The 26237-nt window shown below is 59.3% G+C and carries 24 protein-coding genes; 10 read left to right on the top strand and 14 right to left on the bottom strand.

From position 1 onward, the window contains the following. Window positions 1–20 precede the first annotated feature (20 nt). Together AB3X39_RS01730 and AB3X39_RS01725 are read left to right on the top strand one after the other, a co-directional pair. A complete protein-coding gene (locus AB3X39_RS01730) occupies window positions 21–1280 on the top strand; it encodes a lipoprotein-releasing ABC transporter permease subunit (protein ID WP_369415632.1) in 1260 nt (419 codons plus the stop codon). After that, window positions 1273–1977 (top strand): ABC transporter ATP-binding protein, encoded by a 705-nt coding sequence (locus AB3X39_RS01725; RefSeq protein ID WP_369415631.1) that lies wholly within the window; start codon window positions 1273–1275, stop codon window positions 1975–1977. The genes AB3X39_RS01730 and AB3X39_RS01725 overlap by 8 nt, the downstream gene beginning before the upstream one ends. On the opposite strand, the gene AB3X39_RS01720 is transcribed toward AB3X39_RS01725, so the two are convergent. The 5 genes from AB3X39_RS01720 to AB3X39_RS01700 all read right to left on the bottom strand — a co-directional run bounded on the left by AB3X39_RS01720 (window position 1952) and on the right by AB3X39_RS01700 (window position 7023). Beyond that, complete coding sequence (locus AB3X39_RS01720) at window positions 1952–2707, bottom strand: hypothetical protein (RefSeq protein ID WP_369415630.1); 756 nt, start codon at window positions 2705–2707, stop codon at window positions 1952–1954. The genes AB3X39_RS01725 and AB3X39_RS01720 overlap by 26 nt on opposite strands. 266 nt (window positions 2708–2973) lie before the next feature. Beyond that, window positions 2974–3774: a c-type cytochrome gene (locus AB3X39_RS01715; protein ID WP_369415629.1), complete on the bottom strand. Its 801-nt coding sequence runs from the start codon at window positions 3772–3774 to the stop codon at window positions 2974–2976. Continuing rightward, window positions 3771–4451, bottom strand: a complete 681-nt coding sequence (locus AB3X39_RS01710) for a c-type cytochrome (RefSeq protein WP_369415628.1) — start codon at window positions 4449–4451, stop codon at window positions 3771–3773. The genes AB3X39_RS01715 and AB3X39_RS01710 overlap by 4 nt, the downstream gene beginning before the upstream one ends. A 128-nt stretch (window positions 4452–4579) precedes the next feature. Continuing rightward, window positions 4580–5842 carry a hypothetical protein gene (locus AB3X39_RS01705; protein WP_369415627.1) on the bottom strand — a complete coding sequence of 421 codons (1263 nt, stop codon included), beginning with the start codon at window positions 5840–5842 and terminating at the stop codon, window positions 4580–4582. A 272-nt stretch (window positions 5843–6114) separates the two neighbouring features. Further along, window positions 6115–7023, bottom strand: coding sequence for a hypothetical protein (locus tag AB3X39_RS01700; RefSeq protein WP_369415626.1), 909 nt, complete (start codon window positions 7021–7023; stop codon window positions 6115–6117). Between the two features lie 48 nt (window positions 7024–7071). Between AB3X39_RS01700 and AB3X39_RS01695 the strand changes: the two genes are divergently transcribed. From AB3X39_RS01695 to AB3X39_RS01675, 5 genes are all read left to right on the top strand, one after another. Then, a complete protein-coding gene (locus AB3X39_RS01695; RefSeq protein WP_369415625.1) occupies window positions 7072–7917 on the top strand; it encodes a TatD family hydrolase in 846 nt (281 codons plus the stop codon). A gap of 16 nt (window positions 7918–7933) precedes the next feature. Then, window positions 7934–8770 carry a spermine/spermidine synthase domain-containing protein gene (locus AB3X39_RS01690; protein WP_369415624.1) on the top strand — a complete coding sequence of 279 codons (837 nt, stop codon included), beginning with the start codon at window positions 7934–7936 and terminating at the stop codon, window positions 8768–8770. Beyond that, window positions 8767–10488: a GspE/PulE family protein gene (locus AB3X39_RS01685; RefSeq protein WP_369415623.1), complete on the top strand. Its 1722-nt coding sequence runs from the start codon at window positions 8767–8769 to the stop codon at window positions 10486–10488. The genes AB3X39_RS01690 and AB3X39_RS01685 overlap by 4 nt, the downstream gene beginning before the upstream one ends. A 51-nt stretch (window positions 10489–10539) precedes the next feature. Then, the gene (locus tag AB3X39_RS01680; RefSeq protein WP_369415622.1) at window positions 10540–11838 is read left to right on the top strand and encodes a DUF3422 family protein; all 1299 of its coding nucleotides are present in this window, start codon (window positions 10540–10542) and stop codon (window positions 11836–11838) included. A gap of 103 nt (window positions 11839–11941) precedes the next feature. Continuing rightward, window positions 11942–12139 (top strand): hypothetical protein, encoded by a 198-nt coding sequence (locus AB3X39_RS01675; protein ID WP_009453563.1) that lies wholly within the window; start codon window positions 11942–11944, stop codon window positions 12137–12139. Between the two features lie 98 nt (window positions 12140–12237). On the opposite strand, the gene AB3X39_RS01670 is transcribed toward AB3X39_RS01675, so the two are convergent. The 6 genes from AB3X39_RS01670 to AB3X39_RS01645 all read right to left on the bottom strand — a co-directional run bounded on the left by AB3X39_RS01670 (window position 12238) and on the right by AB3X39_RS01645 (window position 16354). Next, window positions 12238–13923 (bottom strand): TRAP transporter large permease, encoded by a 1686-nt coding sequence (locus AB3X39_RS01670; RefSeq protein ID WP_369415621.1) that lies wholly within the window; start codon window positions 13921–13923, stop codon window positions 12238–12240. Then, window positions 13920–14525 (bottom strand): TRAP transporter small permease subunit, encoded by a 606-nt coding sequence (locus AB3X39_RS01665; protein WP_369415620.1) that lies wholly within the window; start codon window positions 14523–14525, stop codon window positions 13920–13922. Before AB3X39_RS01665 ends, AB3X39_RS01670 begins: the two co-directional genes overlap by 4 nt. A gap of 109 nt (window positions 14526–14634) precedes the next feature. Further along, window positions 14635–14985 (bottom strand): protein tyrosine phosphatase family protein, encoded by a 351-nt coding sequence (locus AB3X39_RS01660; RefSeq protein ID WP_369415619.1) that lies wholly within the window; start codon window positions 14983–14985, stop codon window positions 14635–14637. Window positions 14986–15036: 51 nt separating this feature from the next. Then, window positions 15037–15495: a GatB/YqeY domain-containing protein gene (locus AB3X39_RS01655; protein ID WP_369415618.1), complete on the bottom strand. Its 459-nt coding sequence runs from the start codon at window positions 15493–15495 to the stop codon at window positions 15037–15039. A gap of 135 nt (window positions 15496–15630) precedes the next feature. After that, window positions 15631–15843 carry a 30S ribosomal protein S21 gene (gene rpsU / locus AB3X39_RS01650; protein WP_007833691.1) on the bottom strand — a complete coding sequence of 71 codons (213 nt, stop codon included), beginning with the start codon at window positions 15841–15843 and terminating at the stop codon, window positions 15631–15633. A 190-nt stretch (window positions 15844–16033) separates the two neighbouring features. After that, window positions 16034–16354: a c-type cytochrome gene (locus AB3X39_RS01645; protein WP_369415617.1), complete on the bottom strand. Its 321-nt coding sequence runs from the start codon at window positions 16352–16354 to the stop codon at window positions 16034–16036. A gap of 577 nt (window positions 16355–16931) precedes the next feature. Between AB3X39_RS01645 and AB3X39_RS01640 the strand changes: the two genes are divergently transcribed. Next, window positions 16932–19643 (top strand): hypothetical protein, encoded by a 2712-nt coding sequence (locus tag AB3X39_RS01640; protein WP_369415616.1) that lies wholly within the window; start codon window positions 16932–16934, stop codon window positions 19641–19643. After that, window positions 19640–21196, top strand: coding sequence for a substrate-binding domain-containing protein (locus AB3X39_RS01635; RefSeq protein WP_369415615.1), 1557 nt, complete (start codon window positions 19640–19642; stop codon window positions 21194–21196). Before AB3X39_RS01640 ends, AB3X39_RS01635 begins: the two co-directional genes overlap by 4 nt. A 46-nt stretch (window positions 21197–21242) precedes the next feature. On the opposite strand, the gene AB3X39_RS01630 is transcribed toward AB3X39_RS01635, so the two are convergent. From AB3X39_RS01630 to AB3X39_RS01620, 3 genes are read right to left on the bottom strand one after another with little or no spacing between them, the layout of a single operon-like run. Then, the gene (locus AB3X39_RS01630) at window positions 21243–22472 is read right to left on the bottom strand and encodes a BaiN/RdsA family NAD(P)/FAD-dependent oxidoreductase (RefSeq protein WP_369415614.1); all 1230 of its coding nucleotides are present in this window, start codon (window positions 22470–22472) and stop codon (window positions 21243–21245) included. Window positions 22473–22479: 7 nt separating this feature from the next. Beyond that, the gene (gene folE, locus AB3X39_RS01625; protein ID WP_369415613.1) at window positions 22480–23184 is read right to left on the bottom strand and encodes a GTP cyclohydrolase I; all 705 of its coding nucleotides are present in this window, start codon (window positions 23182–23184) and stop codon (window positions 22480–22482) included. Window positions 23185–23240: 56 nt separating this feature from the next. Continuing rightward, window positions 23241–24935, bottom strand: a complete 1695-nt coding sequence (locus tag AB3X39_RS01620) for a Na/Pi cotransporter family protein (protein WP_369415612.1) — start codon at window positions 24933–24935, stop codon at window positions 23241–23243. A 428-nt stretch (window positions 24936–25363) separates the two neighbouring features. On the opposite strand from AB3X39_RS01620, the gene AB3X39_RS01615 reads away from it, so the two are divergent. Further along, complete coding sequence (locus AB3X39_RS01615) at window positions 25364–26212, top strand: hypothetical protein (RefSeq protein ID WP_369415611.1); 849 nt, start codon at window positions 25364–25366, stop codon at window positions 26210–26212. Window positions 26213–26237 lie beyond the last annotated feature (25 nt).

The following is a 26237-nucleotide window of genomic DNA, read 5'->3' as shown; positions in this document are numbered from 1 at the left end:
CCCTATAGGATCCCGATCCCATGAACTGGTCCTACGAAATTCGCATTGGCTGGCGTTATACCCGCGCGGGCCGCGCCGGTCGGCGCAACGGCTTCATTTCCTTCATCTCGGGCGTCTCGATGCTGGGCATCGCCTTGGGCGTGGCCGCCTTGATCATCGTGCTGAGCGTGATGAACGGTTTCCAAAAGGAAGTGCGTGATCGCATGCTGGGCGTGATCGCCCACGCTGAGGTGTTTGCAACGGATGGCGCGCCGTTGGGGGATTGGCAAGGCTTGGCCGCGCAGATCCGCCAGCAGCCTGAGGTCAAGGCGGTGGCCCCTTTTGTCTCTTCCCAAGCCTTGATTGCGCGTGGCGATGAGATGAAAGGCGTGATGCTGCGCGGTATCTCTCCCGTCGATGAAGCCACGGTGACGGCGTTGGGGGCGCAGTTGCAGCAAGGCGCCTTGGCGGGTCGGTTGGTCCCGGGCGGATGGGGCGTGGTGCTGGGCTCGCAGTTGGCCCGCTCGCTGGGTGTGGCCGAGGGTGATGTGATCACGGTGGTGACGCCCAACGGCCAGACCACCCCAGCGGGTTTTGTGCCGCGCCTCAAGCAGCTCACCGTGGTGGGCACCTTCCACGCTGGGCACTACGAGTACGACAGCAGCATGGCGTTGATGCATATCGACGATGCTGCTCGGCTGTTCCGCAGCGGGGGGCCCCAAGGGGTGCAGTTGCGTCTGGCCGATCAAAACCGGGCACGGGAGGTCGGCTTTGCCTTGGGGCAACGTTTGGGCGAGGGCTGGCGTGTGCGCGATTGGACCCGGACCAACGCCGCTTGGTACGACGCCGTGCAGATCGAAAAACGCATGATGGGCATCATCCTGACCCTGATCGTGGCGGTGGCGGCCTTCAATTTGGTCTCCACCTTGGTGATGACCGTGACTGACAAGCGTGCCGACATCGCCATCTTGCGCACCTTGGGGGCTAGCCCGCGCTCCATCATGGCGTTGTTCATGGTCCAAGGGGCGGCTTCAGGCGTGATGGGTACGGCTGCCGGGGTGCTGCTGGGCTTGGGTGTCGCCTTCAACATCGACGTCATCGTGCCGGCTTTGGAGCGCTTGCTGCACGTCAACTTTTTGCCGGGCAGCATTTACCTCATCACCCGCATGCCCAGTGACCCGCAAATGAGCGACATCCTGCCGATCGCCCTGATTTCTTTGGTGTTGGCTTTTTTGGCCACCCTGTATCCGAGCTGGCGCGCCAGCCGCGTCAATCCTGCGGAAGCGCTGCGTTATGAATGAGTCGCCGGTTTTGATCGCCACCCACTTGGGCAAGCGTTACCACGAAGGCGGCCTCGATGGGCTGGATGTACCGGTGCTTCAAGGGGTCGATCTGTGCATCAAGCGCGGTGAGATTGTGGCCGTGGTGGGCGCTTCGGGGTCGGGCAAGAGCACCTTGCTGCATCTGCTCGGTGGACTGGACACACCCACCACCGGGCGTGTCGAGTTGATGGGGCGGCTTTTGGCGGAGATGGGACCTTCCGAGTTGGGTCAATGGCGCAATCGCTATTTGGGCTTCATCTACCAGTTTCACCATCTTCTGGCCGAATTCAGCGCCGAAGACAACGTGGCCATGCCTTTGCTGATTCGCCGCATGCCGCTAGAGGCGGCGCGCGTGCAGGCGCGTCAGTGGTTGGACCGGGTTGGGCTGGGTGCCAGAGGGCGTCATCGGCCAGGTGAACTTTCAGGGGGCGAGCGCCAGCGGGTGGCGATCGCTCGGGCGTTGGTGGGTGGGCCCGCCTGTGTTTTGGCCGATGAGCCGACCGGCAATTTGGATCGCGAAACCGCTGCGGGCGTCTTTGCGGTGATGCTGGACTTGGCTCGTGAGCAGGGCACGGCGTTTGTGGTCGTGACCCATGACCCCGGACTGGCGGCCCGCTGTGATCGTCAGCTGATCTTGGACCGAGGCGGTATCAGGGACGCCAAGCAAGGGGCGTGATGACATCGCGCCAGTGCCGGCTGATTTCTCCGACCAAAGCATGAAAAGCTTTGCGCTCGACGTTCTCATGCGCGTGGTTAGCGCTGTCTTGGCGGGTCCAAATCCAGCCGGGTAGGGTTTCCGAGAGATCGGTTTGAGTCTGTAGATAGATGAACCCTGTACGGACATCGACCAAGGTGGCGGTGATGCGAGATCGCATCGTCACGGTCTGATCAACTTGCAGGCTTTTCTTGAGCTTAGACAGCGGTGCTGCATCGTCATCACCCACAAGGGCTTGGGTATCGATGGAGTAGAACAAGGTGATGTCACCAATGTGCGCATCGGCAAGATTGCGGCGCACATCGAGCGTGGTGTTGATGCGATCGGGGATCAATCGGCGCGGGATCGGGATCAGACTGGCCACCTGGGGTAGATCCGCCATTTGCTCCAAATCGGCATTGCTTTCAACTTCCCGAACGGTCAACACACAATACCGACCGTTGCCATAACAGGGTTCATACATGGAGGGATAGCCCGCTCGCTGTATCCGAACCAAGACCAGTCTCAGGGGAAGCATGGCTGCCGGTTGAGGCTGCATCGCGCTGTCTAGATCACTGTTTTCAGGATGACCGGATTCCGCCATCTCATGAACGGCCAGACCCATGCCGGGGGTCCGGTAGTTCGCACAAGACACCAGCAAGCTACTGCTTAACGCAAGGCCAAGGGCCATCATGCCGCGCAAGAGGGGCATCCTTGCGCTCATCTGGGACGAAAGAGCCTTCGATGTGGGGGGCAGAGGAGGCATCAGGCGGTGCATGACAAAGATGCAGGCAATGGGTCTCGATGACGGGTGGTGCACATGCTAGGGGTGTTGAATGTACTCCGGTCCTTGTCGCGCCAAGCCCCCTGTCTGTGGTGGATGGGCATGAAAAAGCGAGCATGACTTGCGCCAATGCTCGCACGAATCACCGTACAGATGAACCGTACGGTGCAGGGGAATGGATGGTGTGTAGCTTATTACTTGGCCTTCTTCTTCGCACCCGCAGAAGCGGCAGGTGCAGGGGCGGCCACAGGCGTGACAGCAGCCATAGCATCCTTGCGAACCCATTCAGGCGTCATGCGCGACATGTAGTCCGACAGCGCTTCCAGATCCTTGCCTGACAGACCCTTCATGCGCTTGATCATGTCGGGGTGACCGTTACCACGCTTGCCTTCTTGGATCTGTTCCAGTTCGCGCAGCAAATAGCCGTAGTGCTGACCAGCAACAGCCGGATAGAACTTGCCGGCAACGCCTTCGCCGAGGTCGCCGTGGCAGGTGCCGCATTCACGATCGTTGTAAATGGCCTTGGCACGGGCCAATTCTGCTGGGTCACCAGCACCTTTGCCGTTTTCCTTGGTTGTGCGAGCCTTGGAGAGGAACTCAGCGATGTCAGCCAGTTCCTGTTGTGAAACGACGTGCTCAGCAGCAAAGGGTTCCATCTTTGGGTTCACACGGATCCCGGCACGGGTGTCGGTGGCTTGTTTCAGGATGACCTGAGCATGCTGACCCGCCAAACGCGGGTAGGTACCGTCAACCAAGCCAATGCCGCTGTCCTTGTGGCAACCACGGCAGCCGCGATAGGCTTCACGACCCCGGGCGGCATCACGATCCAGAGCCAGCACCAAGGGCAGCTCGGGCGTCATGCGTTCCCAGCGGTAGTCTTTGTTGCCAAAACCGATCGGGCTGGGGGATGTTTCACCGGTTTGTGCCATGGCCGCCATCGGCAAGGTCACGGCCCACACCAGCAGGGGTGCGATCCACTTAAGTGCTTTTTTCATTTCTTGTCTCCTTCTGCGGCTTCTTCTTCCCCACCGGTCAAGGTTGCAACGTATTGAGCGACAGCTTCGATTTCCTTGTCTGACATCCGCTTGGCGACCGCTTTCATCGCGTCGCGAGCATCGTTGGCGCGCTCACCGCTCTTGAATGCTTTCAGTTGAGCAACGACATAGGCCGGGTACTGGCGTGCCAAGCGTGGGTACTTGTCCGAGCCGCTACCGTCATCGTTGTGGCAACCCGCGCAAGCAGGCACAGCGCTGCCGACGATACCGTCATCAAAAATGGTCTTGCCATCCGCAGCCAGCTTCGGATCATCTGGCGGTGCAGCTTGACGCTTTTGTTCCGAGAAGTGCTTGCCCAGTCCGGCAAATTCACTCGGCTCAATCGCCGCAACCATGGATGACATGATCATGCTGGCGCGACGGCCTGCTTTGAAGTCACCCAGTTGCTTGACGATGTATTCCTGATCCAGACCAGCCAGCTTCGGATAGTCTGGCACCGGGCTGTTGCCATCAAGACCATGGCAGCCTGAGCAGACTTCGAGGCGTTCAGCGAGCGTCTCTGCGCTGGCGTGGGGTGCCATGACAACCGCGCCGGTGGCGGCAAGCGTCAAAGCGACTGAGCGCAACCAGCGAGCCGCTGGCTGGACTGTCAGTGCTTGGGGTTTTGTGCGGGTCACTGTTCGTCCTTCACAAAGAGGGTTGGAGAAGAGGGGGACAGGCGCGAATGATTGTGAAAAAGGCGGGAGGCCTTGCGACATCCCGCCTACGCTTTTCAGCGGTTCTCTAAAGAAGGAGCAATCCTTGATTAGAAAGCCGTTTCGAGCATCACTGTGGTGCGAGCATTGCCGCCGGTCGGGTTGCCGTTGGCATCCACACCTTGCCGCGACTGAATGTTATTACCTTGGCTGAAGATGGAGTGTTCAATCAACAGACCCAAGTTCTGAGCCAAGTGGTAATTGGCACCAACAGTCACAGCGTTGTCGATCATGCCTTGACCATCGGTCGCCTTGCGGAAGCCGAGCTTGACAGCAGCGTGGTGGAATGCACCCAGCTGTGCGCCAATGGCGATCGCCGACTTGTCGCTGACGGTGCTGTTGTTGAAGAAGTTCACGGCAGTGCCAGTGCTCTTCGGTGCATTGGCATACGAAGCCCAGATGCCCAAAGGCATCGCAGCCACGGAGCCTTGAGCTTGGAAGTCAACGGCAGTCGACTTGACGTCAAAGGTGCTACCAGCTGCACCACCAGTGTTGGCGCTTGTCGACGCCAGAGCGTCAACAGCGGTCACGGTGCCGGAGAAGATCTGCACGCCAGCGCCGGATTCAAAGCCCATCACGTTGCCGAGCCATGCTGCGCGGATGTAGTTGGCATCCGGGCTACCCTTGACGCCAGCCGGATTCCATTGCGGAGTCCAACGGGAAACGTTGACAAAGAAGTCTTGGCTGCTCGCCACGCCAGTCAAGCCCCAAGCGGAGTATTCGCCGTTCACGTACTGCATGGCAGAGGTGGCGAAACCGTGTTCGAAGGGACGAACGTTGGCCACTGCGCCGGTGTTCAGCAGTTCCATGCCGTAGCCGGCACCGATACCACCCGTGGCGAAGGGCACCACGGTGAAGCGTGTACCGCCCTCAGTCTTGGCCACAGTGATCGGCATCTTGAAGCCGGCCAAAGCAGGCGAGGCCACCGTCGAAGCTTCAACCAAGTAACCCACGTTAGCCGCAGCACGGCCACCGATCAGGAAACCGAATTCGTCGGGAATGCCGTATTCCGTGGTCTTGGCCGAGTCATTGGTGCTGACCGCGCGCCACTTGCCGACCATGGCCATGTTCAGCGTTTCGGGGATCGAGAGGTCAGGACCCTTGATCTGGCCTTGCTTGCCGATATCAACGAAACCACCAGCCTTGAATTCTTGGCCGTAGGCGTTCAGGATCGGGAAATTCTGGAAGTGGCAGGTCAAGCAGGTCTTGCCGGTTTGACGTGCAAAGGCGGGAACAGCTTCGCTGGTCATCGGCAGCAGGGCAGCAGCCAGAGCGGCAGCAGCGGAAACAGCAGTGAGGGTCCGTTTCGTCATAAATCTCTCCGGGGAACTTGTTTCTTGGGACAGTGCGTCGGTATCTTGGGCTTTCGACCCCGAATGCGTCGTTTATCACGACTTCTTCATCGGGACCCTCAGCTTGGGACGTCGTCAGTGTATCGAGAACGTTTCCAAATCTTTCACGCTCGGGGCACTGTTGATCCAGAATCAAGGGTTTTGGAGAGCAAAAGCGTTGTGTTTTGGCAACAAAATGGGCTTCATAAGGTCAACTCGTTGGAGTTTTGCAACATTTTATGAAATAGACGGACTCAAGACGCGGCTGGGTTGGTCGCGGGTTTGAGCGTGGCGCGTAGATTGGAAACCTTCCCCAGCAAGTCAAACCAGAACGGTGCGCCAAGTGAAACTGCCAACGCTGTCAGCCCATAACCCAGTAGTTTGAGCAACAAGGCGCCGATCAAGGCCATGCTGAAGCCCGATCCGACCAAAGCATGCCAGCGGTCTTGCGTCCATCCTAAGCCGCTGCGGCTCAGCTCGGGCGTCAAGCAATCCATCAAGGCGCGGGTATCACCCAGATGTGCTGCGGTGCTGGCCTCTTCCCCAAGCTTGGTGGCCGATCGCTGACAACTGGTGCGCAAGCTCTCGAAGGATGCTTGGTTTTGGGCCATCGCCATCATCATGGCGCGCCGAGCTGGGTTCTGGGACAGGTCGCGGGCCAGCTCAACAGTGTCGGCATTGAGGGCCGCCGCCAACACCAAACCGATGCCTAAAAGCCAACGTTGCGCTTGGCGCTTGAACGTTCCTTGCAGTCGGTCCATGCGTTCGCTGTACAAGCCGACGATGGCTTGAACGCGCTCGCTTTCAGTGCCTGGAATTTTGAGTCCGTTCAGGGCTTGGGCGAGACGCGAGTTGGGTGGAATCTGATCGCTCAGTTCCAGTGCATAGACCGCTTTGGCAAAGGTGTTCGGGTCAAGATAGCTCGGCCAGTTGGTGTGTGTGCTGGGGTCCGTGACGGCGGAGGCCTGATTGATGACATCAATGGATGCGTGGCCCACCAAGGCCGCAGCGCCTTGGACCGTGAGAAGATCCTCCACGGCACTTTTCAGACCGGCCTTGCGCTGTTGCAGGCGTGCCTCGATCACCTCCTTGAGGCTTGATGCCAACACCGAGAGCAAGGCGTAGACGAAGGCCAATGCGCCGATGGTTTCAATCAGTTCCATCACCGAACCTCTTTTCTTGTCATCAAGATATTTTTGATGTCGTGCAGTATGCCCACTCCCGATCCCCCACTGCGCCTGATTGACACGCACTGTCATCTGGATGCGCCGGAGTTCGATGTGGATCGGACGCAGGTTCGCCTCCGTGCTGCTGATGCCTGCGTGTCACGTTTGGTGCTGCCCGCCGTGGATGTGTTCAGCTTCAAGAGGGTCCAAGCATGGGCTCATGCGCACCATGATGCTTACGCCTTGGGTGTGCATCCGCTGTATGTCGAGGCCGCGCCAAGGAATGTGATGGCGCAAGTGGCTGCGGCGCTGGCCCAAGCTCGCGACGATCCCCATCTGGTGGCTGTGGGTGAAATAGGCCTCGATTTCTTCGTGCCGGGTTTGGATGCCGCTTCGCAGGCGCGCCAAGAAGTGCTGTGTGCAGCCCAGTTGGCCATGGCGGCGGAGGTGGGGTTGCCGGTGATTCTGCATTCACGTCGGGCGGTGGACCGCCTTTTGGCCTTGTTGCGGCGCTCCAAGGTACGTTCTGGGATTGCCCACGCGTTCAACGGCAGTGATCAGCAAGCGCATGCTTTTCTTGATCTGGGCTTCAAGCTCGGTTTTGGCGGGGCCATGACTTTTGAGCGTGCCTTGCAACTGCGTCGCTTGGCGGGTTCGTTGCCAGCCGACGCTTTCGTGCTGGAAACCGACGCGCCCGACATGGCGCCCCAGTGGCGCTATTGCACGGCGGCTGAGCGGGCGGCTGGGGCCGTGATGCGTAACGAGCCCGGTGAGTTGTTGCGTATCGCGACGGTTTTGGCTGAATTGCGTGGTTCGACCGTGGTGGAGATCGCACACATCACCCATGCCAACGCCTTGCACGCTTTGCCCAAGCTGGGCGGGCTGACGTAAGCTCGCGGCTTTGCCCATGGATCTTGTGAACGCGCGCCCGCGCAAGAAGAAAACGCCACCCGATGCTTCTTTGCCCTCGGCGACCTTGTCCGAGTTTGACGGGGTGCGCTATTTGCATTTGGGCGATACGCCGTGGGTGCAAGGGGCCATGCGGATACGCAAACCCCAAATGCTTGAACTGGATTACGTACAACGCATGATGGCGTGGCTCCTGTTGAAGCCCCCCGCCGCGTGGGCGCAGGGCCATGCCGTGCAGTTGGGCTTGGGGGCAGCGGCGTTGACGCGTTTCAGCCATCACGTGTTGCGCTGGCGTAGCACGGCGGTCGAATTGAATCCGCAGGTGGTCGCGGCTTGCCGACAGTGGTTTCATCTGCCGCCCAACGACGAGCGCCTGAACGTGGTGGTGGCCGACGCCCGTGCTTGGGTCGAAGACACCTTGAATTGGGACAGCGCCGATGTGTTGCAGGTCGATCTGTATGACCACGAAGCAGCGGGGCCGGTGCTGGACGACGAGGATTTCTACCGGGCCTGTCACGCCGTGCTGACCGAAGGTGGGGTGATGGCGGTGAACTTGTTCGGGCGCTCGGCCAAGTTCATGAAGAGTGCCCGGCGCATTGAGGCGGTGTTTGGGGTGGGCCAAGTCTGGAAGATCAGCCCGACGGCCGAAGGCAACGCCATCGTGTTGGCGGGCAAGGGTGTGGATGGGCCCGAGCGTGACGAGTTGCAGCGGCGGGCCGAAGCCGTGCGTGAGCGATTCCAGTTGCCAGCACCGCCTTGGGTTCGTTGGATGCGGGTCTTGCCACCACCTCGGAGCGTGGCGGTGGCCGACGACGCCGAGGAGCTCATGACATGAGTACGACACCGGTGCCGGTGGGGCGTTTGCGTTGGGCCGATGTCCTGGACTGGTTGGTGCAAGACGGCTGGATTACGGCGGTGGATCGACCGGTGATCCATCAGCGGCTTTCAGCGGGAGTGAGCAGCTTGCATCCCTTGGTGCGATTGGGCTCTGCGGGCCTGATTCGGGTGGGCACCCAAACGCCGTTGGATACCGACGTGCTGCTGCACTGGTTGGCCAAACGGGTCGGTTTGCCCTATTTGCGCATTGATCCGCTCAAAGTCGATGTCGCGCGGGTGACCGAGGTCATGTCGCTGGCTTACGCCGAAAAACGCCGCGTCTTGCCGGTCCAAGTGGGGCCCACGGAAGTGACCATCGCCACCTGTGAGCCCTTCGAGCGCGACTGGGTGGTAGAAATCAGCGCACACACCCGCAAGACCGTGCGCTTGGCCTTGGCGCATCCCCATGATATTGCCCGCTTCACCACCGAGTTCTACAGCTTGGCGCGCTCTGTGCGGCAAGCGCAGAAAACCGGCGAAGCCAACAGCGCCACCGTTAATTTTGAGCAGTTGGTGGAGATGGGCCGCCACAAGCAGCTCGACGCCAACGACCACGGCGTGGTTCAAGTGGTCGATTGGCTGTGGAACTATGCGTTCGAACAGCGTGCCAGCGACATTCACCTAGAGCCTCGGCGCGAGCAATGTGCGGTGCGATTCCGTATCGATGGCGTGCTGCACACGGTCTATCACTTGCCGCAAAGCGTGATGACGGCAGCCACCGCGCGCATCAAATTGCTGGCACGCATGGATGTGGTTGAGCGCCGACGGGCCCAAGACGGGCGCATCAAGACGCGCAATCCGCGTGGTGATGAAATCGAAATGCGGCTGTCCACCTTGCCCACGGCCTTTGGCGAGAAGGTGGTGATGCGGATCTTCAATCCCGACACCGCTGTGCTGCCGGTCGAGGCGCTTGGGTTTTCCAGCGTGGACGCTGGGCGCTGGGCGGAGTTGGTGCGCCGACCGCACGGCATCATCTTGGTGACGGGCCCGACGGGCAGCGGCAAGACCACCACGCTCTATGCCACGCTGAAACGGCTGGCCAGCGACGAGGTCAACGTGTGTACGCTCGAAGACCCGATTGAAATGATCGAGCCGGCTTTCAATCAGACCCAAGTCCAGCCCGCGCTTGAACTCGACTTCGCCAACGGCGTGCGTGCCCTGATGCGTCAGGACCCCGACATCATCATGATTGGTGAGATCCGCGACGTTGAAACGGCTGAAATGGCGGTCCAAGCCGCTTTGACCGGGCATTTGGTGTTTTCGACCCTGCACACCAACGACGCCGCCAGTGCCATCACGCGCCTGACCGATCTGGGCGTGCCGACTTATCTGATCAAGGCCACCGTGATCGGTGTGCTGGCGCAGCGCTTGGTGCGGACGTTGTGCGCCGCCTGCAAACAGCCCGATGAGACGATGTCACGTGAACGCTTGGAAGCTTTGTTGGGTGCATCGGCGGGCGCGGTGAGCGTTGTTGGCACAGAACCTGCACGGCCCTTCCAGCCCTACCGAGCGGTGGGTTGCATCGATTGCCGCATGACGGGTTACCGGGGGCGTTGCGGCTTGGTGGAATTGTTGGTGTTGGACGAGCCGATGCGCTCCCTGCGTCAGGCTGGGTTTGACAAGGTGGCTGAAGGCTTGACCAGCGCCGAAGAAATTTTGCGGGCTACGCCAGCGTGAACGCGCTCGTGGGTGCCTTTCTCTCAAGATCAAGAACGAAGGACTTTCTTTATGCAAAACGTGCATCCGCTGCGCGAGGCGCTTCACAACGAAGTGCATGCCCGGCCCTATGAGCGGCTCTCGTCGCCGCTGGCACTGACCCATGTGGGGTGGGCTTCTGGCGACGGCGTGTTGGCCAAGGAGCATGTGAATCATCTGCTGCGCCAACGGCACCTGCCTTTAGCCTCGGAGGAAGCCAATCACATCAGTACCGATCTGGGGGGCGTGTGGTTGCGCTGGGAAAAGCACTCAGAGTTCCACACCGCGACCTTTTGGCGTCCGATCACGGATGCGCCGAATGGGTTCGAGCCGGGTGTGCTGCCGGATGCGCCGCGTGACTGGCTCCAAGGCATGCCGGGTCAGTGGTTGATTGGTTTGCACGTGTTGGTGCTACGGCAAAGCGAAGTGGTGCCTGACGCATCCGGGTCAGATCTTGTTTCTGACTTGGTCCGGCGTACGCTGGATGAAAGTACGCTGGTGGCTGCTCGGGTGATGGACGGACAAGTGATCGTCTACACCGACTTCCGGTTGCATGCGGATGGTTTTGGGCGCTGCATTTTGGTGGTGGATGACAGCCTGAATCCACGTCGGCTGGGACGTGCCGTCCAACGGGTTCTCGAGATCGAGACCTATCGCATGATGTCTTTGTTGGGTTTGCCGGCTGCGCGCGAGGTGGGTGGCGCTTTGGTGTTCGCAGAACGCGAACTGGCTGAAGTGGCCGAACAGGTGCGCTTTGCGCAGAAGCAGCAAGAACCGGATTTGTTGCGGCGTCTGACCCACTTGGCGGCTCAAGTTGAAAGCTTGTACGCCCGCACACATGCTCGTTTTTCAGCCAGTGCGGCCTACTTTGAGTTGGTCCAACGGCGGATTCAAGAACTGCGCGAAGAGCGCATTCATGGCCTCCAAACGTTGGGGGAGTTCATGGATCGGCGTTTGTCGCCGGCCATGCAAACGTGTGCGTGGGCGGCGCGGCGTCAGCAGGCGTTGTCGGAACGTATTTCTCGCACCAGCAACTTGTTGCGCACCCGGGTGGAAATCGAGCAGCAGCAAAGCAGTCAGTCCTTGCTGGATGCGATGAATCGCCGCCAAGAGGCGCAACTGTTGTTGCAGAGCGCCGTGGAAGGTTTGTCAGTGGCTGCGATCACGTATTACGGCACGGGTTTGGTGGGGTATGTCGTCAAAGGTTTGAAGTCTGTCGGGCTGCCGATTTCGCCCGACATGGCCATTGCCTTGGCGGTTCCTCTGATTGCGGGGGTGGTTTGGCTGGGGTTGCGACGGATGCATCACAAGGTGATGGCGGGTATTCATTGAGGCCATTTGAAACAAAATGTTATTTTGCGTCAACGGATCGCGCAGTCCAGGCGTTGTCCCTCATGAGTCTTTTGCTCGTCAATATTCAAATTTGGAGTTTTCCATGACCAAGATCGTCGCTGCCCTGATCGCTTCCATGTTCGCTTTCGGCGCTTTCGCCGCTGACGCTCCTAAGGCTGCTGCTCCCGCTGCTTCGGCTGCTGCTAAGCCGGCTGCTGAAGCTGCTTCGAAGCCTGCCAAGAAGGCCAAGGCTCACAAGGCCAAGAAGGCTGAGAAGGCTGCTTCTGCTGCTTCGAAGTAAGCACACATCACAGCCCTTTTGGGCTGTTGAGCAAAAAGCCCCGCATCGCGGGGCTTTTTTACGTCGGTCGTCACGGGATGTGACGACCGACCGAGCGCTCACTTGGAGCCGCTAGCCGCACTGGGTACGGCATCAAACAGTTTGTTGGGATCGTTGTCTTGCTTGGTTTCGGCCGCCGGTTGGAATTCGATTTGAACGTTGTCGATGTTGACGTCTTCTTTTTTCGCAAGACCGCCAGACACCAGATTCGGGAACGCGATGATCAGTGCAACCATGATGATTTGGATCAGGACGAAGGGCACCGAGCCCCAATAAATCTGGCTGGTGGTGACCTTGGGGATTTTTTGCCCCGTGATGCGATCTTTGTAGTCATCATGAGGCGCGACGCTACGTAGATAAAACAGCGCAAAACCGAAGGGGGGATGCATGAACGAAGTCTGCATGTTCACGGCCAGCAGCACGCCGAACCAGACCAGATCAATGCCAAGCTTCTCGGCCACGGGCCCGATCAGCGGCACGATGATGAAGCTCAGTTCGAAGAAGTCCAAAAAGAACGCCAAGACGAACACCAAGATGTTCACCACGATCAGGAAGCCGAGTTGGCCGCCGGGCAGGCTGGTGAGCAGGTGCTCGACCCATTTGGGGCCGTCCACCCCCTGAAAGCTCAAGCTGAAGACGGTGGAGCCGATCAGGATGAAGACCACGAAGGTTGAGAGCTTCATGGTCGAGTCCATGGCCTGACGCAGCAGTTTCAGACTCAGGCGCTGGCGGGCCACCGCCATGATCAGCGCGCCAACGGCACCCATCGCGCCACCTTCAGTCGGTGTGGCGATGCCAAGGAAGATGGTGCCAAGCACCAAGAAGATCAGCGCCAACGGCGGGATCAGCACGAAAGTAACGCGCTCAGCCATCTTGGAGAGCAGCTTTAGGCCGGTGACCTTATTGAGCACCGACAACGCAAAGGCGATGCCGACGCCGACGCACATCGACACCACGATCAGCTCATCGGTGGGGGTGCTCTCGGGGCGCGTTTGCGCAAAGGCCACCGCACAGACGGTGGACAGCAGCGTCAGCAGTCCCAGTGAGGGCAAGCCAGAATCGCCGTTGTCTTCACGGATGGTGCGGGCTTCCTTGGGCAAGGCGGGTACCCAAGTGGGGCGGATGAAGCTCACCAGCAAGACGAAGCCCACATACAGACCCGTCAGAACGAAGCCGGGAACGAAGGCGCCTTTATAGAGATCACCCACGCTCTTGCCGAGTTGGTCGGCCATGATGATCAGCACCAGCGAAGGCGGAATGATCTGCGCCAAGGTGCCAGAAGCGGCGATCACGCCGGAGGCGACACGCCGGTCGTAGCCGTAGCGCAGCATGATGGGCAACGAGATCAGTCCCATGGAGATGACCGAGGCGGCCACCACGCCGGTGGTCGCGGCCAGCATCGCACCGACGAAGATCACCGCGTAGGCCAGACCCCCTCGAATCGGACCGAACAGTTGGCCGATGGTGTCGAGCAGGTCTTCGGCCATGCCCGAGCGCTCAAGGATGAGGCCCATGAAGGTGAAGAACGGGATGGCCAGCAGGGTGTCGTTCTGCATGATGCCGAAGATCCGCAGCGGCAGCGCCTGCATCAGCGAGGCGGGGAGCAGATCAAGCTGGATGCCGATGAAGCCGAACACCAAGCCGCAGGCACCGAGTGAAAAGGCCACCGAGTAGCCCATCAACAGAAAAACGATCAGCCCGGCGAACATCACCGGAGCCATGTTGGCGGAGAGAAATTCGATCATCGCGCGGCCTCCTTCTTCTTGGCAGCTTCGGCGGCAAGGATGGCTTCAGCGAGTTCTTCTTCGGCGCTTTTTTCTTGCTTCTTCTGGGTCGGATCCTCGATCAACCCTTGGAGAAAAGCGAAGCGCTTGATCAGTTCTGACAGGCCTTGCAAGCCCAGCAGGGCAAAACCCAGTGGCACAAGGGCAAACACAGGCCAACGTACCAAGCCACCGGCATTGGAGGACATCTCTTGCGAGCGGTAGGCCTCGATCACCAAGGGTGTCACGAGGTAGAGCACCGCGACCACCAATGGGAAAAGGAAACAGAGGATACCGAAGATGTCGATCTTGATCTGGGTGCGTTTGGAGAAACGACTCAGGATCACGTCGATTTTGACGTGCTCTTGACGCAGCAATGTATAGCCAGCACCCAGCAAAAAGATGCCGGCAAACAGGTACCACTGGATTTCAAGAAAGGCATTCGAGCTGGTGTTGAAGGCCTTGCGCACCACCGCGTTGAGCGCGGAAATGAGCACGGCGGCCAATACCAACCAAGCGACCCAGCGGCCGACGAACTCACTGAGTGCATCGATCCGGCGGGCAAGCGGGAGCAGGGGAGCCATGGCAGACAAGGAATTCTCCGTAAGAACCATTCACAGGCGTGCATTGTCGATGCATCGCCGACGCTTTTTGGCGCCAGTTCCTAGGTAAAACCCTTGACTGCGGTGGCGATCAGTCCGCCAGCTGACTGGCGGCAATGAACAGCTTGGTGCTGCGGGCACCACTGCGGCAGAACGCCAGAATGGGCTTGGGCAGGGTGTCGAGCAGGGCGCGGAAGCGGGCAATTTCCTCCGGGCTTTGATACATCCCCGAGACCGGCAAAAAGGCGTAAATCAGCCCGGCCGCTTGGGCGGCAGCCTCGACGGCTGCGCTGGTGGGTTGATCGGGGCCGCCTTCAAAGTCGGGGCGATTGTTGATCACGCTGCGGAACCCAGCCGCAGCGGCGGCGGCCATGGCTGCGGGATCAAGCTGCGGTGCGACGCAGACATCCGGACTGATTTGCTGGATCGGGAGAGCGGACATAGACGGTCAACCAAGTTGAGGTACCCCATAGGGTACGTTGCGATGGCGTGATTATGACGCAGCAGCAGGAGTCAGTGCACGCTTGATGGCGGCAGACAACAGGCCCATGTCGGCTTGACCGGCGAAGCGCTGCTTGGCCGCGCCCATGACCTTGCCCATGTCTGCGGGGCCACTGGCGCCGAGCTCACTCACCAAAGCGGTCACGGCGGTCGCGATCTCTTCGGCGCTGAGGCGCTGCGGGACATAGGCTTGAAGGACCGCGACTTCGGCGCTTTCCTTGTCGGCCAGATCAAGACGAGCCGCTTGGGTGAATTGCGCGATCGAGTCTTTGCGTTGCTTGATCAGCTTATCGACGATGGCGACGACGGCGGCGTCATCCAACGTGATGCGTTCGTCCACTTCCTTTTGCTTGATCGCAGCCAAAAGCAGGCGAACTGCACCAAGACGCGCGGTGTCCTTGGCGCGCATGGCGGTTTTCATGTCATCGGTGATGCGATCTTTGAGGCTCATGGTGCGTCGGGGCAAAAGTGGGTCGGTCCCTGAAAGGACGGGCTGAAAAAAATCAAGCCCGCAGCGGCGTCCCGTGCGAGCTTGGTGTGATGCTGTCACCCGACTGCAAAGTGCTGCCGGGTGATGGAATCAGGATCAGTACAGCTTTTTGGGCAGCTGCATCGAACGCACACGCTTGTAGTGACGCTTGACAGCGGCAGCCTTCTTGCGCTTGCGCTCGGCAGTCGGCTTCTCATAGAACTCGCGAGCGCGCAGGTCGGTCAGCAGGCCGAGCTTTTCAATGGTGCGCTTGAAGCGACGCAGAGCGACGTCGAACGGCTCGTTTTCCTTGACACGGATGGTCGTCATGAACGAAAAAATCCTTCAGTTGTATCTTCGGTGGTCGGTGGTGGTCCGGACACACAACAAGGCAATCTGGTCACCTTTGCAACGCAAGCATTGCGTGAGTTTTTCGATTGCCACTTGCCGACTCGAAGAAAGAGTTGCTAGCAAAGCCGATGATTATAGAGGATTTCTCGAGACCACCCGGAGAGCTTGTTCAGGGCGCCTTTTTCAGCGACAAGACCCATTCGACCAGTTGCTTCGCTTCAGCTTCTGTGACACCACGATCCTTGTTCGGGACCATCCGGGCGGTACCCCAGACGCCACCACCACCGTTCAACACTTTGTGTGTCAGCCGCTCAACATCGGCGGCAGTGTATTTTTCGGCCACATGGATATACGCAGGACCGATGACTTTTTTATCGATTGCGTGACACATGAGGCACCCTTTCTTTTGGGCGAGTTCTTGATTCGCGAGCGCGGGAGCAGAAATCGCAGCAGAGGCGACCACAGCAATAACGGCAAACAAGGGCTTCATGGCATCCTTTCGGTTACGGGCGAGGGGAATGAGTATTGCGGGAATGGACCGACTGACTCTGATCGTACATATCCAATCTATGATACTAATATGACACCTTTAACGAATCAGGCCGAAATTGTGGCAGATGTCTTTTTTTTGATACTTTTAGTGAACCTTGATGTCGTTACGCATAAGGCGTGATGAAATTAGTCAGTATTTAACGAATGGCGAGTGATGTTGTCAGATTTTGTTCATGGAATCTTTGGGTTACGGCAGCGCACGGGATGTCTATGATGAACGAACCTTCAAGAATGAAGAATTGATTCACGATTTTCTTGATTTCTGTGACTCATAGTTACCAATGCTGTGCCTCAAGTGCGTATCGTTCGGTCCCAGAGAGATAGCTGCTGTACGGTTCTCTAAATCATGAGTGGTTGAATATTAAGATTCTTCATGAGTCTTGTGGTGGCTATTTTTGTGTTTGCTTATATTGAATGAAAGGCTTGGAGTTTTTGTCTGAAAGGCCCGAGGGGTACATCAAGCTACATTCGTTCCCCGATGTTTCGGAATCAAAAATCACCTTTTGTTGTCACGCATGAACCATTTGATCATCGGTATCGGCGCCACAGGTCGTCGAGTTGTCTTCGAACTACGTAAGCGCTTGATGCTGCGCCACGGCAGTCTTCAACCCGACGATGTGTTGGTTGACTTTGCCCTGCTGACCAAGGCAGTGGCAGATACCAAAGTCGATATCAACGACTGGACGGTGCTTGGGCAGTCGATGCAACTGCCTGAGCGTCAGATGCTGGTCCTCAAGCCTGAGAACCAAGCACCCGTTGATAGCCAAACGGCTTGCCGCAAGTTGCTCGAATCGATGCTGCAAGGGGCCTCGATGGCGTCGGGTGCCGCCGAGGTGACTTGGCATGTGGTCGGTCATATGCAGTCCCCCGGCGAATCGGGGCTGATGCCGGGGGTCGTGCGCCTGCTGCGCAGTCTTTCGGCGAATGTCGATGCCAAAGTGTTGATGTACGGCATGTTGCCGGCTCATTTGGCGGCTGTGGATGCCATCACATCGTGTGCCGATGTGCGGGAATTGCACGAGCTGATGGCTGCGCCGGCGGCGCATCGGCCCAAGCTCACCGCTTTCACCCAAGGCTATCTTGCGCATGACGCGGCTTCCGTGGGCGCGTTGCATGAGCGCACGTCGGCTTTGGCTGAGTTTGTCTATCAGAAGATGCTCGTCGGCCCAGGCTGGCAGGCGGGTGCGGCGGATGGCTTGTTTGGGGTCGGCTTACATCGCCTTGGCCCCGATGTTGATACGTGGCAAGAACACCTGAGCCTAGAGATTGCCCAGCGCGTCCTCAACAGCTTGTGCATGGGTCAAGCTGAAGCCAGTGGTGATAAGCAGACACCGCAGGCCTCTGCCGCCAAGGCCATCGCGGTGGTGGATGCCAACGCCCGTGACCGTCAAACGTTGGGTGGCGATGTCTTGCACCAGCAAGTGGCGGCGGTGGTGGCTGCGGGCACTTTTGAACAGATTTGGACCGAGTACGCCGATCACTTCAAGCGTTTGGCTTTTGCCATGCCCGATGGGCAACGCATGGATCAGATCGCTGTCCTTTTTGATCAGGCCTTGCGTTCGGGATTTCGTGGCAAGGGGGTGGAGCCTTACTTTGAGCAAGCCCGTGAAGAGCTTGAGCAAACCACCGATGCGCGGGTCCATGCCATGGAGTCCGACCTGTTGAAAGATTGGCAGGCCGGACGCCGTTCGCTGCGCGATTGTGGCCAAGCTATTGCCACCATGGCCGCCGATCTGACGTTCTATAGCGATCAGATCGAAGCGACCGTGCGCCAGCGCAGTGAAGTGGCGGACCACCATGGCATGCAGTTGGCCGCGTTGACGCAGAAAGTGGCTCAGTCCAGTGGTAGCTCGGGCGGTTTTGGCGGTTTTGCCAAGCGATTGACCGGTGGCGATGAGCGCAGTCGCGTCCTGGATCTGGACAACGCTGTCATGTTGTGGCGTGAACGCTGCTTGGCCATGACGCAGGTGACCGCAGGGCGCTTTGCTCAGCACCAAGCGCAGCGCTTGGTCTCGCAACTCAATGCCTTGTTCCACGTGATCGAATCGACCGAGCAGACCTTGGTCGCGCTTTCACACGAGTTGCGTGGGCGTTCCGAGGTGGTGTATGAGCGCAAGCGCATGGATTTGTTGCGTGAGCGGCTCTTGACCCGTGAGGCGTTGGTCACCTTGGACGTGCAGCGCTTGCAAGATGATTTGTTTGAAGCGGCCGGCCCAGGCATGACGTTCCGCGCCTTTGCGTCGGTGTCGTCGTTGGGCGGCAAGATTTGCCAGCATCTGTTGGGCATGAGTGTCCAAACAGCCCGTCAATTCATCGATGGGCAGGCGTCGCCGTCCTTGGTGGATGGGCTGATGCAACGCTGGTTGAAAAATCAAGCCCAGCAGGCGCAGACTTTTTCCAATTGGGTGGACAACACGGCGTTGGCCGATCAGTTTCGCCCGGATAGCCCACCGGCACGTTGGAGCCTGTTGATGCCCAACAGCGAGATGCCGTCAAGCTACCTCTCGGCGTTTGCGGAGTCGCTGGAAAGCACCTTAAAAGATAAAAAACTACTGCTTGCTCAGGGGCCTCACGCCAAGCTCGAACAGCGTGGATCTTTCCCGGGCTTGCGCTCGGATCAGCGCCTGACTTTGGTCGGTTTGCTGCCGCTGTTCCAGATCGGTGGCGATGCCCAGCTGGTTGAAGCCGCTCCGGTGGCCGCTGTGACGGCAGCCCCTGTGGTTGTGCCGCCAGTCTCGACGCCGGCCACCACGATGCCCGCGCCAGCGCCGGCACTGCTGGTGCCGCCGCCCGTGGTGCCTGAGGCACCCGCACCCTCGCCGGAATGGCTCTTGCAAGTACGCCGTGTGCTCTTGCTGGCCGAGGCGGTGGGCTTGATTTCAGAAGACACAGACCCCGCTAACGGGGAAAAACGGTTGTTGTGGCAACAAATCGATGAGGACGGTTTCGACATCGCACGCAAGGTGCTGGGTCGAGACTGGATCGACGCGGTTGCCCACGCGGAGCATGAAGTTTTTGAGGCGTTGAAGAAGGCTTTGCTTGAGCCGGATCAGATACGCCAGATTCATGCCGCCGACCGACAGGAAGCATTGCGTAATTCGATGCGAAGGCGCATCGAAGCAATCCGATCGGCAGCACCAGCTTCAGAGCTGGATGCCGTGTCATTGGCGTGGAGTGAAGCTGCTCGCGCCGCCATGCGTTTTGTTCGACAGGAAGCCATGCTATGACCCACGGTATCTGTACCAATCTCCCCAGCGCGTGTACCCATGCGGAAAAACGCACGCAACTGCCCTATGACGACAGCAACTCACGTTGCCCCAAGTGCGGCTCGCCGCTGCTGCGGGTCGATGAGTCCGCTGGCGGGGGTAAGGGAAAAATGAATGTCCTCGCGATTGCCATCCCACTGGCCCTGGTGGCCTTGGGCGGCGGTTGGTGGGCCATGAGTGGCTCGGGCGGCGGCGGGGGTAAAACCTCGGCCAGCTCGACAGCCAACGCAGAAAACACCGTCTTGCGTTTGCACGGCTCCAGCACGGTGAGTGTTTCGCTGGCTCCCACCTTGCTTAAAGCATTTTTGGTGCAAGAGGGCTATACCCAGATTGAGCAGCACCCCACCAAGACGGTCGATGAAGTGTTGATTACAGCCCGGGGCACTGATGGCGTGCCGGTGCGTATCGAGGTTTTTGGTCATGGTTCGGGCACGGGCTTCACGGATCTGAGCGCGGGCAAGGCGGACATCGCCATGAGCTCGCGGCCGATCAAGAAAAACGAGTTGGAGCAAACCAAGGCGCTGGGTAACCTGAGCGCTGACGGTGCCGAATACGTGGTCGCCCTGGAAGGGATGGCCATCGTGACGCACTCGACCAACGCGATCACGCGCTTGTCGCTGGCGCAGTTGCGCGACATCTTCGGCGGCAAGATCACCGACTGGTCCAAGGTAGGCGGCAAGCCCGGTCCGATCAAGCTGATCTCGCGCGACGAAAAATCCGGCACCTACGACGCCTTCAAGGGCTTGGTGATGGGCGGGGCTGACGTCGATAAATCGGCCAAGATCGCTGACGACAATGGGGTGCTGTCTGACTTGGTGGCCAAGGATCCCCAAGCCATCGGCTTTGCGGCCATGAACGACATCCACCAAACCAAGGTGGTGGCAATCTCTGACGGTACCCACGAGCCGATGCGCCCGACCAAGCTGACGGTGAGCTCAGAAGACTATCCGCTGACCCGTCGCCTGTTCCTGTATGTGCCGCCGATGACCACCAACGCCTTGGCGGTGCGCTTTGCCGAATTTTCGGTCTCGCCCGAGGCTCAGAAAGCGGTCGAGAAGGCCGGTTTCATTGGCCAAGCGGCTGAAGCAGTGGACACCAAGGTGAGCTCCAATTCGCCGGTCTACAACCAGTTGGTCGAAGGTGCGCAGCGCTTGTCCATCAACCTGCGTTTCCAACCCGGTTCGATGACCTTGGACAACAAGGCCGAACGTGACATGGGCCGGATCGCTCAGTTGATCGGTGCGCGGGGCAAGAAGAGCGAAGTCATGCTGCTTGGCTTCACCGACGGCACCGCTGCTGCACCGTGCAAGGTCTCGCAAGAGCGCGCGGCAGCGGTATCGGCTGAACTGGCAACTTATGGCGTCAAAGCCAAGGTGGTTTACGGCTTCGGTGCTGCGGTGCCGATGGCTGCGGACGACACCGAAGCCGGTCGCGAACGCAACCGTCGCGTCGAAGTCTGGATCTCGGATCATCCGGTTCAAGCTCCGGCAGCGGCTTGTAAAGACCCGAAGTAACGAGCTTGACGAAGGCGCTTGATAAGGGCGCTTGACGAGGGCTGGCTCACAGGGTGCCGCCGGGGCGCAACGCCTCGGCGCACGCTGCGCCGCTGGCCCACGCCCACTGGAAGTTGTAGCCCCCCAGCCAGCCGGTCACGTCCACCACCTCACCGATAAAGTGCAGGCCGGGGATGCTCAGGCTGGCCATGGTTTGGGAGCTGAGTTGGCGCGTATCCACGCCGCCCACCATCACTTCGGCTTTCTTCCAGCCCTCGGTGCCATCGGGCTTCAGGCTCCACGCTTGTACGCCTTGGGCCAAGCGCTCGATGTCGCGGTCCTTCATCTCGGCCATCGGCTGGCTGGGGTTCAAGCCCAGTCGTTGCAGCCAAAATTCTGCCAAACGATTCGGCAGGTGCTGCGCCAGCACGGTGCCGAGCTGACGCCGCGAGCCGTTTTTGGCCTCGCGCAAGCTGTTGGCCAAATCGCCTTGGGGGTAGAGATCCATCTGGATAGCTTGTCCGCCACGCCAATAGCTGGAAATTTGCAGCGTGCCCGGCCCGCTCAGGCCCCGGTGCGTGAACAGCACATCTTCTAAAAATTCACCCTTCAACGCGCCTTTGGGGGAGCCTTTGCCGCCGCCGCAGGTGAGCCGCGCCGGCAGCGATAAGCCGGAGAGCTCCACCAACGGCGCCCATTCACTGGATGCAAACGTCAGCGGCACCAAGGCAGGGCGGGTCTCGATGATCTTCAGCCCCCAGTCGCGCGCCAAACGCAGGCCCCAGTCGGAGGCCCCAATTTGCGGGATCGGCAGCCCACCGGTGGCGATCACCAGTTGCGGGGTGTGCACTGGTCCGGTGCTGGTGGTCAGCTCAAAGCCCTTGGTCACACGTTGCACGGCCAAAACACTGCACGGCTGGCGGCGGGTGACTTGGCCGGCAGCGCATTCGCGCAACAGCACGTCGATGATGTCTTGGCTGCTGTGATCACAAAACAGCTGGCCCAAGTGCTTCTCGTGGAAGCTCACCCCATGGCGGCGCAGCAAGTCGGTGAAATCACTCGGGCGGTAGCGCGCCAAGGCCGAGCGGCAAAAGTGCGGGTTGTCGGAGAGGAAATTGGCTGGCGAGGCGCCGAGATTGGTGAAATTGCAGCGACCGCCGCCCGAGATGCGGATTTTTTCCGCCACCGCCGTGGCATGGTCGAGCAACAGCACGCGCACGCCGCGTTGGCCCGCCATGCCGGCACAAAAAAGGCCGGCAGCACCGGCCCCGACGATCACCGCGTCAAAGTTTTCCATGTCGTTTTCAGGGCGTGCGGTGCAGCAGCGCCAAGAATTCGCGCCGCAGGGGCGCATCGTCGAGGAAAGCGCCGCGCATCACGCTGTTGGTCATGCGCGATTCCATGTCGCGCACGCCGCGCCAGCTCATGCAGAAGTGTTCGGCCTCCATCACCACCGCCAAACCGTCAGGCTGCATCTTGTCTTGCAGCAAATCGGCCAAGCGGGTGACGGCTTCTTCTTGGATCTGCGGCCGGTTCATGATCCATTCGCACAGCCGGGCGTACTTGGACAGGCCGATCAGGTTCGAGTCCTCTTTGGGCAGCACGCCGATCCAGACTCGGCCGATGATGGGGCAGAAGTGGTGCGAACAAGCGCTGCGCACCGTGATCGGGCCAACGATCATCAGCTGATTGAGGCGCTCGACGTTGGGGAACTCGGTCACGCTGGGTGCGGGTTCATAGCGCCCTCTGAAGACCTCGCGCAGGTACATCTTGGCGACGCGACGCGCGGTTTCTTGGGTGTTGTGATCGCTCACAGTGTCAATCACCAAGCTTTCGAGCACCGCTTGCAGCTTGGCTTCGACCTCGACTTGCAGGCGATCGAGTTCGCCGGGTTCGATGAAGTCGGCGATGTTGTCGTTGGCGTGAAAACGCCGACCCGCTTGCTGGATGCGAGCCCGGATCACTTGGGACAAGGGCCGACCGCCGTTGTCTGCTTCTTCCGTGGTCATGCTGATGTGCGCTCGTCGTGGTGCGAAGCGTGGTTCAAAAGGAGCGCCGGATCCTATCAGCCTCTGGATGACCGTGTTTTGTCACGGGCCGGTTCTTCTTCCAGCGGCGCAAAGCGTGAGGCGCGGATGCGCGTCTGCGAGAGCGCGCCGGCCGACTCCAGAATCGGATAAGCGATGGAACAGATGTGCGAGTTGATGCGCTTCAAGTCGCTGATCAAATCAATGTGCAACGAACTGGTTTCGATGCTTTCGGCGGTGTTGTCTTGCAAGCGATTCAGGTGGCTGGTGGCGTACTCATGTTCCAACTCGCGAAAGCGCGCTTTTTCTTCCAGCAGCCGCTTGGCTTCGCGCACGTTGCTGCTCAGAAATACACTCATGCCCAGTCGCAAGTTGGTGATCAAGCGCTCATGCAGATGCACGATCTCCGCCATACCAGCTTCCGAGAAGCTGCGGTCTTTGCGGATCTTTTTGTCTTCAACGTCTTGCAAAATCCGCTCAATGATGTCGCCGACTTGTTCCATGTTGATGGTGAAGGACATCACATCGGTCCAACGGCGGCTTTCACTTTCAGAGAGGCTTTCGCGCGAGATTTGCGTCAGATACAGCTTGATGGCGGTGTAGAGATCATCGACCGTGTCATCTTGCTGACGCAGTTGCTCGGCCAGCACCAAGTCGTTGTTGCGGATGACCGGCAAGACGCCGCGCAACATGGTTTCAATCACATCGGCTTGATGCAGGGCTTCACGTTCGGCGCACGAAATCGCTAAAGACGGGGTGCTGAGCGCGACCAAGTCCAAATGTTGGGGGCGCAAGTTGGCCAGATTGGTCGGGGCCACCATCCAGCGGTCCATCGCTTTGCCCATCGGACCGGTCAAGGCGACGAACAGCCCTGCCAGGCCCACATTGAAGCAGAGGTGAAAAAGCACCACTTGCTGATCAATGCTGCCAACCCACTCCAGCAGTAAATCGTGAACGTGGGGCAAGAAAGGGATCGCGACGATGGCACCGGCGATCTTGAAAAGCAGGTTTCCCAAGGGCAGGCGCCGAGCTTCGATGGGCGCTTTCGCGGTGGTCAGGACCGCCAGAATGCCACTACCGAGGTTGGCGCCGACCACCAGCCCAAGGGCGACGGTTTCGGGGACAAGCCCCGAGACCGCCAAAGTGGCCGTCAGAAGCACGATGGCCAAACTGGAGTACGCCATCACGGTCAGGAAGGAGCCGACCACGATGTCGAACAGGACCTCGTTGGGTAACGCCACCAGCAGGCCACGGATGGCCGGAGCCTCGATCATCGGGCGGGTGTTTTGAATGATGAGTTGCAGGGCCAGCGTGATCAGGCCCAAGCCCATGGCGACGCGGCCCAAGCGGCCTGCCGTGGTTTTCTGGCGGGAAACGTAGAGCACCACACCCACAAAGATCAGCAGGGGGGATAGCCATGACAAATCAAGCGAAAAGACCACGGCCATCAGGCTCGACCCCACATCGGCGCCAAGCATCACGGTCAGTGCGGCCGAGGTGGTGACGAGGTTGCGGTCGAGGAACGAAGCCACGATCATGCATGTCGCCGTCGCGGACTGCACCAAGCTGGTGACACCCAATCCCGCCAAAAGTGCGCGTGGTTTCGAGCCGAGGCTGGTCGCCAAAATATGACGCAGGCTTTCACCGAAAACACTGAGGATGCCTGTTCGCACGGTTTGGGTTCCCCAGACCAGCAAGGCGATGGCAGCAAGGAGATTGAGTAAATGCAGCATGGTGTGATTGTTAAACAGTTTTATTGACTGTGCAGTTGTTCACAAAATCAGCGCATGATTATTTTTTGATGATATTTGACGGTAATTGCGGATCTTTAAAAACATAAGGTTCGGCATTGAATGCAAATGAATGTAATACGGCGTGAGTGAGTCGTAACGATGTGGAGCTTTCACGGTATTTTGTTTTGGGGTGGGCTGTAGCGGGCGGCTTGTAAGGTTCTGTTGGCCGTTGGTGGTGCAAGATTCGTTCGCCCTGTTTCAGTCAGCATAGCGACTATGAAATCGTGATCAAGGCTTTGATAAAAATCAAGGCACCATGATTTCCATCGCCGCGGATGCGCTGAAATGAAGTTCAGTCGCAGCTTGTGTGCCGTGCATCCGGCGCATCCTGCGGAATACAGACAGATCCCCATGGATGGAGGATGACGATGTCCTATGACTCTCAGTCTTCGTTGCGAAGACGCGCAGCGGTTGCTGTGCTTTCTAACGTGCTCGATGAGACTGCCCTGCTTGATGCCCTTTGGCTGCAACATGAGTCCATGCGGGGTGAGTCGGTGTCCGATGTCATCGCATTCGTCGATGCGATCGGTGCCAAGCATCAGTTGGATGCTGCAACCCGCAAGCGCCTTTACAGCGGTTTTTTCAGCACGTTGAAAGCGCCAGAGGCGGGCCTGCCCGATGATCCGTGGCCCAAGATGCAGGCTCAGCAGTTGGCGCGCATGGCAGAAATCCGTGCTGCTGAACCGCCACCGCCGCCGCCAGCACCACCGGCCCCGGTCTATGTGCCTCAACCTGTGCCCAGGCCCGTGCCGATGGCTATCCCGCAGCCTGTGCCTGTCGGGCACATGGCCCCTCCTGTGGTTGTGCCGCCGCCACCGCCGCTGCCCGTCGCACCCCCTGTGACAGCCATGCCGCAAGAGCCGCAGATCATCTATGGGGCTGTGATGCGTGCCGCCATCATGGAAATTTACCAATACCACCGTGAAGCCGCCGATACGGTTTGGACGGGTTCTTTGACTGAGTTAGAGCGCTCCGATATTTCAGATGCGGTCAAGATGCAGTTCAGCCGTTCGTGGATGCGACCGATGAACGATGACTGGGTGGTTCAGGGCATGACCCTCGAACTGGCTGAGTTGATCCGCATCTTTTTTGTGTCGCTGAGTAAAGCCTTTGGCCGTGTGGGTGCAGATCAGATTCTGGGCCGCGGTGTCGCTGCGGCAGAAAAAATGCCGGAAGCACGCAAATTCTCACCCAAGCGACTGCTTTCATCCCTGTGATTTCGTGATCATCTGATCAAACTAG

The organism is Leptothrix ochracea (assembly GCF_041083635.1).
GTDB lineage: Bacteria > Pseudomonadota > Gammaproteobacteria > Burkholderiales > Burkholderiaceae_C > Sphaerotilus > Sphaerotilus ochraceus.
This window is presented reverse-complemented; position numbering and strand designations above follow the sequence as displayed.